Consider the following 11216-nt stretch of genomic DNA (forward strand, 5'->3'; position numbering starts at 1 on the left):
TTTTCTTCTATAAAAGGGATAAAAATGGTAAAATAATAATTTGAGGTATTAAGATGAGATTAGATAAATATTTAAAAGTATCACGAATTATTAAACGCCGTACGGTAGCTAAGGAAGTTGCAGATAAAGGGCGAATCAAGGTAAATGGCATCCTTGCTAAAAGTTCAACAGATTTAAAACTCAATGATCAGGTTGAAATTCGCTTTGGAAATAAATTGTTACTTGTAAAGGTGCTGGAAATGAAAGATAGCACTAAAAAAGAAGATGCAGCTGGAATGTATGAAATTATTAGTGAAACAAGGGTAGAAGGCGATGTATAAAAAAATAGTCCAAATGAATAACTCTTTTATTCAAAATGAACACCAACGACGTAAATACATGATGGAAGAACGTCAAAAACGTAATCGTTTTATGGGTTGGGTTTTGATTTTGATTATGTTATTATTCATCTTGCCAACTTATAATTTAGCGCAAAGTTATCAACAATTATTAACACGTCGCCAGCAACTAGCTGATTTGAAAAAACAATATCAGGATTTGAGCGATGAAAAGGATAAGGAAGCTAGTTTAGCAACTAAGCTAAAAGACGAATTCTATGCAGCTAAATATTCCCGTGCAAAATATTATTATTCGAAATCATGGGAGGAAGTTTATACAATTCCGGACTTGCTTCCTAGGTAATGTGAAATGGAAAATTTATTAAAGATTGTTGAACAATTTTTAAGTCAATCAGATGAAAAATTAGAGGAATTATCTCAAAAAAATCATCTGTTACGACTGCAAGAAGAAGAGGGGAAAAAGAATGCGTAAATTTTTAGTGATATTACTACTTCCAATTTTTCTAAAAAGTGTTCAAGTAGTAAGCACTGAGAATCCAGTTATCATTCCAAACCAAGAAGTTTATTCCTTAACCCACGCTTCGTATCATTTTTATTATCAAGATGTTATAGAATCTCCAAAATTTTATGGTGAAACGCCTGTTTATTCTACAGAAGACTTAATTAAAGAATCAGGAAAAGTCAATGCAGATACAAAATTATCTATTTTAGAATGGCGATTAAATAAACAAGGACATCCTGTCTTTAAATTGTCTAATAATCAATTTGTGATGGCTGATAAACGACTTTTATACGATAGTTCAATCGTCAACAATTTCTCTAAACGAGTGTGGTTAGAACCTGGATTTGTTGTCTATAATAGTCCTTATGATAAACAAGAATTAAAATCTACTTTGGCACCTTATCAAGAGGTTGAAGCAGACATGTCTGTTTTTGCTGAAGGTCGTGAATTCTTACATATCAAACAAGCTGGTTGGATTTTGACGGATTATATTTCTAATGATGATAATAGAATCCAGAAAGTACAGGAGTTACTATCTGCAAATTATCAAAATGAACAGTTTTCTATTTATGTTAAACAATTGAGTACAGGCAAGGAAGCTGGGATTAACGAAGAGCAAAAAATGTACGCTGCTAGTGTTATGAAATTACCTTATCTTTATTATGTTCAGGAAAGAATCAATCAAGGTGATTATCAACTTGACACGAAATTAAAGTATGTTTCTGAAGTTAATGATTTCCCTGGTTCTTATAAACCGGAAGGAAGTGGAAGTCTCTCTAAAACAGCTGATAATAAAGAATACACTATTAAAGATTTAATTACAAAAACAGCGAAAGAATCTGACAATGTGGCTCATAATATTCTTGGTTATTATATTACGAATAAATCAGATGACGTCTTCAAAAAAGAGATGACTAGGGTTGCTGGTAATGAATGGGATGTAAATGATAAGTTAGCTTCAGCTAAAATGGCTGGGCAAGTTATGGAATCTATTTATAATCAAAATGGTTTTGTTTTAGAATCGCTATCGCAGACTTCTTTTGATAATCAACGTATTGCTAAAAATATTTCTGCTAAGGTAGCCCATAAAATTGGGGATGCAGATGAATTTAAACATGATGTGGCAGTAGTCTATACAGATTCTCCTTTCATTATTTCGATTTTTACTAAAAATTCTGATTATGATACCATTTCTAAAATTGCTAAGGATGTCTACGAGGTCCTAAAATGAGAGACCGAGAATTTTTAAATCATTTTTTAGAAAAAGGTTATTTTAGACATCATTCAAGAGTCCTACTAGCCTTGTCTGGTGGGTTGGATTCGATGTTTCTCCTTCATCTCCTTTCAACCTATCAAGAAGAACTTGGGATTGAATTATTTTTAGCTCATGTGAATCATAAACAACGACCAGAATCAGATATTGAAGAAAATGAATTAAGAAAACTGGCAGAACAAGTTGGAGTTCCAATTTATGTAGCTTGTTTCACTGGAAATTTTTCAGAAGCAAATGCTCGTCAATTTCGCTATGAATTTTTTAGAGAGGTAATGGCGAAAACGTCATCTACAGCTCTTGTGACAGCTCATCATGCAGATGATCAGGCTGAGACGATTTTTATGAGAATAATTAGGGGTGTTAGATTACAACACTTATCTGCCATCAAAGAAATACAAGAGTTTGATAAGGGAGAATTGATTCGTCCTTTGCTATCTTTTTATAAGAAGGATTTTCCTGAAATCAAGCATTTTGAAGATGCGACGAATAAAGAAAATCACTATTTTCGCAATCGTATTCGAAATCTCTATCTACCACAATTAGAAACAGAAAATACTCAGATAAAAAAGGCATTTTTAGAGTTTGGAAAAGAAGTATCTGATTATCAAATTGCTCTTGCTGAATTCTCTAAAACGGTTGATGTGGAAGATTTAACACAGTTTTTATCTTTTAGTGAAGCAACACAGCGAGTTTTATTGCAGCAATATCTTAGTCATTTTCCAGATTTAAGTATTACAAGAGAACAATTCCGACAGGTCCATCATATTTTAAGAACCAAGAGTCAATATCGTCATCGATTAAAAAATGGATATGAACTTATAAAAGGATATCAACACTTTCAAATTTGTAAAATCAGACCAAAGTCTGATGAAAAAAGTAATGAGTGTGTGTTAAACTATCAAAATCAAGTTCATTATGAAGGTTATTTATTTTCATTTGGAATCCCTCTAAAAGGGGAAAATGTTCAAAAGATAAATGTTTCTCGTGAAACATCGTTGATTTTAAGGCATCGAAAGTCCGGTGATTATTTGATAAAAAATGGTCATCGAAAAAAATTAAGACGACTTTTTATTGATTTAAAAATTCCTACAGAAAAACGGGGAAATGCTATTATTGTTGAGCAATTTGGACAAATTTATTCAATTTTAGGAATTGAACTCAGTGATTTGAGTATAAAAATGAAAAATGATATAATGAACACTGTACTTTATATAGAAAAAATAGATAGGTAAAATCATGTTAGAACAAGATATCAAGAAGATTTTGATTTCACAAGATGAAATTACAGAAGCTGCTAAGAAATTAGGTGCTCAATTAACAAAAGATTATGAAGGGAAAAATCCAATTTTAGTTGGAATTTTAAAAGGATCTATTCCTTTCATGGCAGAATTAGTTAAATATATTGATACACATCTTGAAATGGACTTTATGATGGTTTCTAGCTATCATGGTGGTACTGTAAGTAGCGGTGTTATCAATATCAAACAAGATGTAACTCAAGATATTAAAGGTAGACATGTTGTTTTTGTGGAAGATATTATCGACACTGGTCAAACCTTGAAAAGTTTGAGAGATATGTTTACTGCTAGAGAAGCGGCATCTGTTAAGATTGTAACTATGTTAGATAAACCAGAAGGCCGTACTGTAGAAATTGAAGCAGATTATACATGTTTTACAATTCCGAATGAATTTGTTGTAGGCTATGGTTTAGACTATAATGAAAATTATCGTAACCTTCCTTATGTAGGTGTATTGAAAGAGGAAGTTTACTCAAAATAGAAGGGTAAGTTATTGAATGCAAAAACAAAATAATGGTTTTATAAAAAATCCATTTCTTTATTTGTTGATGATATTCTTGATAGTCACTGGCTTCCAGTACTTCTTTGCTGGAAGAGCTGCAGGTCATAGTCAACAAATTAAATACTCAGAATTGGTGCAGGAAATCACCAACGACAATGTAAAAGAAATGACCTATCAACCAAGTGGTAGTGTTATTGAAGTGTCTGGTGTCTACAAAAATGCTAAGACAGAACAGCCGGAAACAGGTATTCAGTTTTTCACACCTTCTGCAACCAAAGTAGAGAAATTTACTAGTATTATCCTTCCATCAGATACTACTGTAGCGGATTTACAAAAACTGGCTGGCGAACATCAAACACAAATTGAAGTGAAACATGAAAGTTCAAGTGGTATGTGGATTAACATCCTGGTTTCAGTAGTACCATTTGCCATTTTATTCTTCTTCCTATTTTCTATGATGGGCAATATGGGTGGAAATAGTGGACGCAATCCGATGAGCTTTGGACGCAATAAAGCTAAGGCTGCTAATAAGGAAGATATCAAAGTACGCTTTTCAGATGTAGCAGGAGCTGAAGAAGAAAAACAAGAACTTGTTGAAGTTGTTGAATTTTTAAAAGATCCAAAACGATTTACAAAATTGGGTGCTCGTATTCCAGCTGGTGTTCTCTTAGAAGGACCTCCGGGAACTGGTAAGACATTACTTGCCAAAGCGGTTGCGGGAGAAGCTGGTGTACCATTCTTTAGTATTTCAGGATCTGACTTTGTAGAGATGTTCGTCGGTGTCGGTGCAAGTCGTGTACGTTCTCTCTTTGAGGACGCTAAAAAAGCAGCACCAGCTATTATCTTCATTGACGAAATCGATGCCGTTGGTCGCCAACGTGGTGTCGGTCTTGGTGGTGGTAACGATGAACGTGAACAAACTTTGAACCAACTTTTGATTGAGATGGATGGTTTTGAAGGAAATGAAGGAATTATCGTTATTGCGGCAACAAACCGTTCAGATGTTCTTGATCCAGCCCTTCTCCGTCCAGGACGATTTGACAGAAAAGTGTTAGTAGGTCGTCCAGATGTTAAGGGACGCGAAGCAATTCTGAAAGTACATGCTAGAAATAAACCTTTAGCAGAAGACGTAGATTTGAAATTAGTGGCACAACAAACTCCAGGTTTTGTTGGTGCTGATTTGGAAAATGTGTTAAACGAAGCAGCCTTAGTTGCAGCTCGTCGCAATAAATCAGTGATTGATGCTTCTGATATTGATGAAGCTGAGGATCGCGTTATTGCTGGACCATCTAAAAAAGATAAAACAGTTTCTCAAAAAGAACGTGAAATGGTTGCTTACCACGAAGCAGGACACACTATTGTTGGTTTGGTCTTATCAAACGCACGTGTAGTGCATAAAGTGACAATTGTTCCTCGTGGTCGTGCGGGTGGTTACATGATTGCTCTTCCAAAAGAAGATCAAATGTTACTATCTAAAGAAGATATGAAAGAACAATTAGCAGGTTTGATGGGTGGACGTGTCGCTGAAGAAATCATCTTTAACGTTCAAACAACTGGAGCCTCAAACGACTTTGAACAAGCTACACAGATGGCGCGTGCTATGGTTACTGAGTATGGTATGAGTGAAAAGCTTGGACCTGTTCAATATGAGGGCAATCATGCAATGTTTGGTGCTCAAACTCCACAAAAATCTATTTCAGAGCGTACAGCTTATGAAATTGATGAAGAAGTCCGAGCGTTACTGAATGAAGCACGTAATAAAGCGGCTGAAATTATTCAATCAAATCGCGAAACGCATAAATTGATTGCGGAAGCCTTGTTGAAATATGAAACATTGGATAGTACACAAATCAAATCTCTTTATGAAACAGGAAAAATGCCTGAAGAAGTAGAAGAAGAATCACGTGCGCTATCATATGATGAAGTCAAATCAAAAATGGCTGAAGAAAACTAAAATATTAGTGCGCTAGATACAAGAGAGGATAACATCATATCCTCTCTTTCTTGTTATAAAAAATAACATATGAAAAAATAGTAAAAAATTTCAGAAAAAATAAACCCAATATCTTGACAAGCGTCAAAAAGTAGGTATAATAGAAAGAGTTGACAAGCTCAGGGTCCGTTGGTCAAGGGGTTAAGACACCGCCTTTTCACGGCGGTAACACGGGTTCGAATCCCGTACGGACTATGGGTGGGATTTATTGGGCGTAAAGCGAGCGCAGGCGGTTAGATAAGTCTGAAGTTAAAGGCTGTGGCTTAACCATAGTACGCTTTGGAAACTGTTTAACTTGAGTGCAAGAGGGGAGAGTGGAATTCCATGTGTAGCGGTGAAATGCGTAGATATATGGAGGAACACCGGTGGCGAAAGCGGCTCTCTGGCTTGTAACTGACGCTGAGGCTCGAAAGCGTGGGGAGCAAACAGGATTAGATACCCTGGTAGTCCACGCCGTAAACGATGAGTGCTAGGTGTTAGACCCTTTCCGGGGTTTAGTGCCGTAGCTAACGCATTAAGCACTCCGCCTGGGGAGTACGACCGCAAGGTTGAAACTCAAAGGAATTGACGGGGGCCCGCACAAGCGGTGGAGCATGTGGTTTAATTCGAAGCAACGCGAAGAACCTTACCAGGTCTTGACATCCCTCTGACCGCTCTAGAGATAGAGATTTCCTTCGGGACAGAGGTGACAGGTGGTGCATGGTTGTCGTCAGCTCGTGTCGTGAGATGTTGGGTTAAGTCCCGCAACGAGCGCAACCCCTATTGTTAGTTGCCATCATTCAGTTGGGCACTCTAGCGAGACTGCCGGTAATAAACCGGAGGAAGGTGGGGATGACGTCAAATCATCATGCCCCTTATGACCTGGGCTACACACGTGCTACAATGGCTGGTACAACGAGTCGCAAGTCGGTGACGGCAAGCTAATCTCTTAAAGCCAGTCTCAGTTCGGATTGTAGGCTGCAACTCGCCTACATGAAGTCGGAATCGCTAGTAATCGCGGATCAGCACGCCGCGGTGAATACGTTCCCGGGCCTTGTACACACCGCCCGTCACACCACGAGAGTTTGTAACACCCGAAGTCGGTGAGGTAACCATTTGGAGCCAGCCGCCTAAGGTGGGATAGATGATTGGGGTGAAGTCGTAACAAGGTAGCCGTATCGGAAGGTGCGGCTGGATCACCTCCTTTCTAAGGATAAGGAAAGCACATTGGTCTTGTTTAGTCTTGAGAGGTCTTGTGGGGCCTTAGCTCAGCTGGGAGAGCGCCTGCTTTGCACGCAGGAGGTCAGCGGTTCGATCCCGCTAGGCTCCATTGGTGAGAGATCACCAAGTAATGCACATTGAAAATTGAATATCTATATCAAATAGTAACAAGAAAATAAACCGAAAACGCTGTAGTATTAATAAGAGTTTATGACTGAAAGGTCAAAAAGTAAGGTTAAGTTAATAAGGGCGCACGGTGGATGCCTTGGCACTAGGAGCCGAAGAAGGACGTGACAAACGACGATATGCCTTGGGTAGCTGTAAGTAAGCGATGATCCAGGGATTTCCGAATGGGGGAACCCAACAGGTACTACCTGTTACCCATATCTGTTAAGGATATGAGGAGGAAGACGCAGTGAACTGAAACATCTAAGTAGCTGCAGGAAGAGAAAGCAAAAGCGATTGCCTTAGTAGCGGCGAGCGAAACGGCAGAAGGGCAAACCGAAGAGTTTACTCTTCGGGGTTGTAGGACTGCAATGTGGACTCAAAGATTATAGAAGAATGATATGGGAAGATCAGCCAAAGAGAGTGAGAGCCTCGTATTTTAAATAGTCTTTGTACCTAGCAGTATCCTGAGTACGGCGGGACACGTGAAATCCCGTCGGAATCTGGGAGGACCATCTCCCAACCCTAAATACTCCCTAGTGACCGATAGTGAACCAGTACCGTGAGGGAAAGGTGAAAAGCACCCCGGGAGGGGAGTGAAATAGAACCTGAAACCGTGTGCCTACAACAAGTTCGAGCCCGTTAATGGGTGAGAGCGTGCCTTTTGTAGAATGAACCGGCGAGTTACGATATGATGCGAGGTTAAGTTGAAGAGACGGAGCCGTAGGGAAACCGAGTCTGAATAGGGCGCCTTAGTATCATGTCGTAGACCCGAAACCATGTGACCTACCCATGAGCAGGTTGAAGGTGCGGTAAGACGCACTGGAGGACCGAACCAGGGCACGTTGAAAAGTGCTTGGATGACTTGTGGGTAGCGGAGAAATTCCAAACGAACTTGGAGATAGCTGGTTCTCTCCGAAATAGCTTTAGGGCTAGCGTCGACATTAAGATTCTTGGAGGTAGAGCACTGTTTGGGTGAGGGGTCCATCCCGGATTACCAATCTCAGATAAACTCCGAATGCCAATGAATTATGGTCGGCAGTCAGACTGCGAGTGCTAAGATCCGTAGTCGAAAGGGAAACAGCCCAGACCACCAGCTAAGGTCCCAAAATAATTGTTAAGTGGAAAAGGATGTGGGGTTGCACAGACAACTAGGATGTTAGCTTAGAAGCAGCTATTCATTCAAAGAGTGCGTAATAGCTCACTAGTCGAGTGACCCTGCGCCGAAAATGTACCGGGGCTAAAACAATTTACCGAAGCTGTGGATACCTTTATAGGTATGGTAGGAGAGCGTTCTATGTGTGGCGAAGGTGTACCGTGAGGAGCGCTGGAACGCATAGAAGTGAGAATGCCGGTATGAGTAGCGAAAGACAGGTGAGAATCCTGTCCACCGTAAGACTAAGGTTTCCAGGGGAAGGCTCGTCCGCCCTGGGTTAGTCGGGACCTAAGGAGAGACCGAAAGGTGTATCCGATGGACAACAGGTTGATATTCCTGTACTAGAGTATGTAGTGATGGAGGGACGCAGTAGGCTAACTAAAGCAGACGATTGGAAGTGTCTGTCTAAGCAGTGAGGTGTGAACTGAGTCAAATGCTTAGTTCTATAACATTGAGCTGTGATGGGGAGCGAAGTTTAGTAGCGAAGTTAGTGACGTCACACTGCCAAGAAAAGCTTCTAGCGTTAAACATACTCTACCCGTACCGCAAACCGACACAGGTAGTCGAGGCGAGTAGCCTCAGGTGAGCGAGAGAACTCTCGTTAAGGAACTCGGCAAAATGACCCCGTAACTTCGGGAGAAGGGGTGCTGACTTTAAGTCAGCCGCAGTGAATAGGCCCAAGCAACTGTTTATCAAAAACACAGCTCTCTGCTAAATCGTAAGATGATGTATAGGGGGTGACGCCTGCCCGGTGCTGGAAGGTTAAGAGGAGTGCTTAGGAGTAATCCGAAGGTATGAATTGAAGCCCCAGTAAACGGCGGCCGTAACTATAACGGTCCTAAGGTAGCGAAATTCCTTGTCGGGTAAGTTCCGACCCGCACGAAAGGCGTAATGATTTGGGCACTGTCTCAACGAGAGACTCGGTGAAATTTTAGTACCTGTGAAGATGCAGGTTACCCGCGACAGGACGGAAAGACCCCATGGAGCTTTACTGCAGTTTGATATTGAGTGTCTGTACCACATGTACAGGATAGGTAGGAGTCTATGAGATCGGGACGCCAGTTTCGAAGGAGACGTTGTTGGGATACTACCCTTGTGTTATGGCCACTCTAACCCGGATAGGTGATCCCTATCGGAGACAGTGTCTGACGGGCAGTTTGACTGGGGCGGTCGCCTCCTAAAAGGTAACGGAGGCGCCCAAAGGTTCCCTCAGAATGGTTGGAAATCATTCGCAGAGTGTAAAGGTATAAGGGAGCTTGACTGCGAGAGCTACAACTCGAGCAGGGACGAAAGTCGGGCTTAGTGATCCGGTGGTTCCGTATGGAAGGGCCATCGCTCAACGGATAAAAGCTACCCTGGGGATAACAGGCTTATCTCCCCCAAGAGTTCACATCGACGGGGAGGTTTGGCACCTCGATGTCGGCTCGTCGCATCCTGGGGCTGTAGTCGGTCCCAAGGGTTGGGCTGTTCGCCCATTAAAGCGGCACGCGAGCTGGGTTCAGAACGTCGTGAGACAGTTCGGTCCCTATCCGTCGCGGGCGTAGGAAATTTGAGAGGATCTGCTCCTAGTACGAGAGGACCAGAGTGGACTTACCGCTGGTGTACCAGTTGTCTTGCCAAAGGCATCGCTGGGTAGCTATGTAGGGAAGGGATAAACGCTGAAAGCATCTAAGTGTGAAACCCACCTCAAGATGAGATTTCCCATGATTTTATATCAGTAAGAGCCCTGAGAGATGATCAGGTAGATAGGTTAGAAGTGGAAGTGTGGCGACACATGTAGCGGACTAATACTAATAGCTCGAGGACTTATCCAAAGTAACTGAGAATATGAAAGCGAAGGTTTTCTTGGAATTTGATAGATATTCAATTTTGAGTAGGTATTACTCAGAGTTAAGTGACGATAGCCTAGGAGATACACCTGTACCCATGCCGAACACAGAAGTTAAGCCCTAGAACGCCGGAAGTAGTTGGGGGTTGCCCCCTGTGAGATATGGAAGTCGCTTAGCTCTAGGGAGTTTAGCTCAGCTGGGAGAGCATCTGCCTTACAAGCAGAGGGTCAGCGGTTCGATCCCGTTAACTCCCATAGGTCCCGTAGTGTAGCGGTTATCACGTCGCCCTGTCACGGCGAAGATCGCGGGTTCGATTCCCGTCGGGACCGTAATAACGAAAGTTATTTGACTCGTTAGCTCAGTTGGTAGAGCAATTGACTTTTAATCAATGGGTCACTGGTTCGAGCCCAGTACGGGTCATATTTGCGGGTTTGGCGGAATTGGCAGACGCACCAGATTTAGGATCTGGCGCTTAACGGCGTGGGGGTTCAAGTCCCTTAACCCGCATAATAGAAATCAGCCGGCTTAGCTCAGTTGGTAGAGCATCTGATTTGTAATCAGAGGGTCGCGTGTTCAAGTCATGTAGCCGGCATTTTTTTTAGGTTAAAGCAGAGTCGATGCGAACGTAGTTCAGTGGTAGAACACCACCTTGCCAAGGTGGGGGTCGCGGGTTCGAATCCCGTCGTTCGCTTAGAGAGGCCGGGGTGGCGGAACTGGCAGACGCACAGGACTTAAAATCCTGCGATTGGTAACGATCGTACCGGTTCGATTCCGGTCCTCGGCATATAATGATGAGCACCCTTAGCTCAACTGGATAGAGTACCTGACTACGAATCAGGCGGTTAGAGGTTCGACTCCTCTAGGGTGCATTAACAATTTAATTCGGGAAGTAGCTCAGCTTGGTAGAGTACTTGGTTTGGGACCAAGGTGTCGCAGGTTCGAATCCTGTCTTCCCGATTG

The 11216-nt window shown here is 41.7% G+C and carries 7 protein-coding genes, 10 tRNA genes and 3 rRNA genes; all 20 read left to right on the plus strand.

The features are described from left to right. Positions 1 to 53: 53 nt before the first annotated feature. Positions 54 to 320: an RNA-binding S4 domain-containing protein gene (locus ACXYSN_RS07130; RefSeq protein ID WP_006150557.1), complete on the plus strand. Its 267-nt coding sequence runs from the start codon at positions 54 to 56 to the stop codon at positions 318 to 320. Further along, positions 313 to 681 (plus strand): septum formation initiator family protein, encoded by a 369-nt coding sequence (locus ACXYSN_RS07135; protein WP_458636612.1) that lies wholly within the window; start codon positions 313 to 315, stop codon positions 679 to 681. The genes ACXYSN_RS07130 and ACXYSN_RS07135 overlap by 8 nt, the downstream gene beginning before the upstream one ends. Before the next feature lie 6 nt (positions 682 to 687). After that, complete coding sequence (locus ACXYSN_RS07140) at positions 688 to 810, plus strand: SP_0009 family protein (RefSeq protein WP_006146040.1); 123 nt, start codon at positions 688 to 690, stop codon at positions 808 to 810. Further along, on the plus strand, positions 803 to 2071 hold the full coding sequence (locus tag ACXYSN_RS07145) for a serine hydrolase (RefSeq protein WP_303942974.1): 1269 nt from the start codon (positions 803 to 805) through the stop codon (positions 2069 to 2071). Before ACXYSN_RS07140 ends, ACXYSN_RS07145 begins: the two co-directional genes overlap by 8 nt. Further along, complete coding sequence (gene tilS, locus ACXYSN_RS07150; RefSeq protein WP_006150539.1) at positions 2068 to 3345, plus strand: tRNA lysidine(34) synthetase TilS; 1278 nt, start codon at positions 2068 to 2070, stop codon at positions 3343 to 3345. The genes ACXYSN_RS07145 and tilS overlap by 4 nt, the downstream gene beginning before the upstream one ends. 4 nt (positions 3346 to 3349) lie before the next feature. Continuing rightward, positions 3350 to 3892 (plus strand): hypoxanthine phosphoribosyltransferase, encoded by a 543-nt coding sequence (hpt, locus tag ACXYSN_RS07155; protein WP_006150551.1) that lies wholly within the window; start codon positions 3350 to 3352, stop codon positions 3890 to 3892. Positions 3893 to 3908: 16 nt separating this feature from the next. Next, positions 3909 to 5867, plus strand: coding sequence for an ATP-dependent zinc metalloprotease FtsH (ftsH, locus tag ACXYSN_RS07160; protein WP_006150554.1), 1959 nt, complete (start codon positions 3909 to 3911; stop codon positions 5865 to 5867). A 180-nt stretch (positions 5868 to 6047) separates the two neighbouring features. Further along, a 16S ribosomal RNA gene (locus ACXYSN_RS07165) occupies positions 6048 to 7092 on the plus strand. Positions 7093 to 7142: 50 nt separating this feature from the next. Then, positions 7143 to 7215, plus strand: a tRNA-Ala gene (locus ACXYSN_RS07170). A gap of 124 nt (positions 7216 to 7339) precedes the next feature. Continuing rightward, positions 7340 to 10241: ribosomal RNA gene (locus tag ACXYSN_RS07175) — 23S ribosomal RNA — on the plus strand. A gap of 76 nt (positions 10242 to 10317) precedes the next feature. Continuing rightward, a 5S ribosomal RNA gene (gene rrf / locus ACXYSN_RS07180) occupies positions 10318 to 10433 on the plus strand. Together the 16S, 23S and 5S rRNA genes with 10 tRNA genes alongside form the textbook arrangement of a ribosomal RNA operon. 4 nt (positions 10434 to 10437) lie before the next feature. Further along, positions 10438 to 10510: transfer RNA gene (locus ACXYSN_RS07185), tRNA-Val, on the plus strand. A gap of 2 nt (positions 10511 to 10512) precedes the next feature. Then, positions 10513 to 10585 (plus strand) — tRNA-Asp (locus ACXYSN_RS07190). An 18-nt stretch (positions 10586 to 10603) separates the two neighbouring features. Beyond that, positions 10604 to 10676 (plus strand) — tRNA-Lys (locus ACXYSN_RS07195). A gap of 5 nt (positions 10677 to 10681) precedes the next feature. Further along, positions 10682 to 10763, plus strand: a tRNA-Leu gene (locus ACXYSN_RS07200). A 12-nt stretch (positions 10764 to 10775) separates the two neighbouring features. Beyond that, positions 10776 to 10848, plus strand: a tRNA-Thr gene (locus ACXYSN_RS07205). 27 nt (positions 10849 to 10875) lie between these two features. Then, positions 10876 to 10947: transfer RNA gene (locus ACXYSN_RS07210), tRNA-Gly, on the plus strand. 7 nt (positions 10948 to 10954) lie between these two features. Beyond that, positions 10955 to 11040, plus strand: a tRNA-Leu gene (locus tag ACXYSN_RS07215). A gap of 11 nt (positions 11041 to 11051) precedes the next feature. Then, a tRNA-Arg gene (locus ACXYSN_RS07220) sits at positions 11052 to 11125 on the plus strand. 14 nt (positions 11126 to 11139) lie between these two features. Beyond that, positions 11140 to 11213 (plus strand) — tRNA-Pro (locus tag ACXYSN_RS07225). Positions 11214 to 11216 lie beyond the last annotated feature (3 nt).

It is taken from the genome of Streptococcus sp. V869 (assembly GCF_054353515.1).

Bases quoted from the DNA above. Each gene is read 5' to 3' on its own strand.
- ACXYSN_RS07140 (WP_006146040.1), top strand. From the start codon at position 688: ATGGAAAATTTATTAAAGATTGTTGAACAATTTTTAAGTCAATCAGAT.
- tilS (WP_006150539.1), top strand. From the start codon at position 2,068: ATGAGAGACCGAGAATTTTTAAATCATTTTTTAGAAAAAGGTTATTTT.
- ACXYSN_RS07130 (WP_006150557.1), top strand. From the start codon at position 54: ATGAGATTAGATAAATATTTAAAAGTATCACGAATTATTAAACGCCGT.
- hpt (WP_006150551.1), top strand. From the start codon at position 3,350: ATGTTAGAACAAGATATCAAGAAGATTTTGATTTCACAAGATGAAATT.
- ftsH (WP_006150554.1), top strand. From the start codon at position 3,909: ATGCAAAAACAAAATAATGGTTTTATAAAAAATCCATTTCTTTATTTG.
- ACXYSN_RS07145 (WP_303942974.1), top strand. From the start codon at position 803: ATGCGTAAATTTTTAGTGATATTACTACTTCCAATTTTTCTAAAAAGT.
- ACXYSN_RS07135 (WP_458636612.1), top strand. From the start codon at position 313: ATGTATAAAAAAATAGTCCAAATGAATAACTCTTTTATTCAAAATGAA.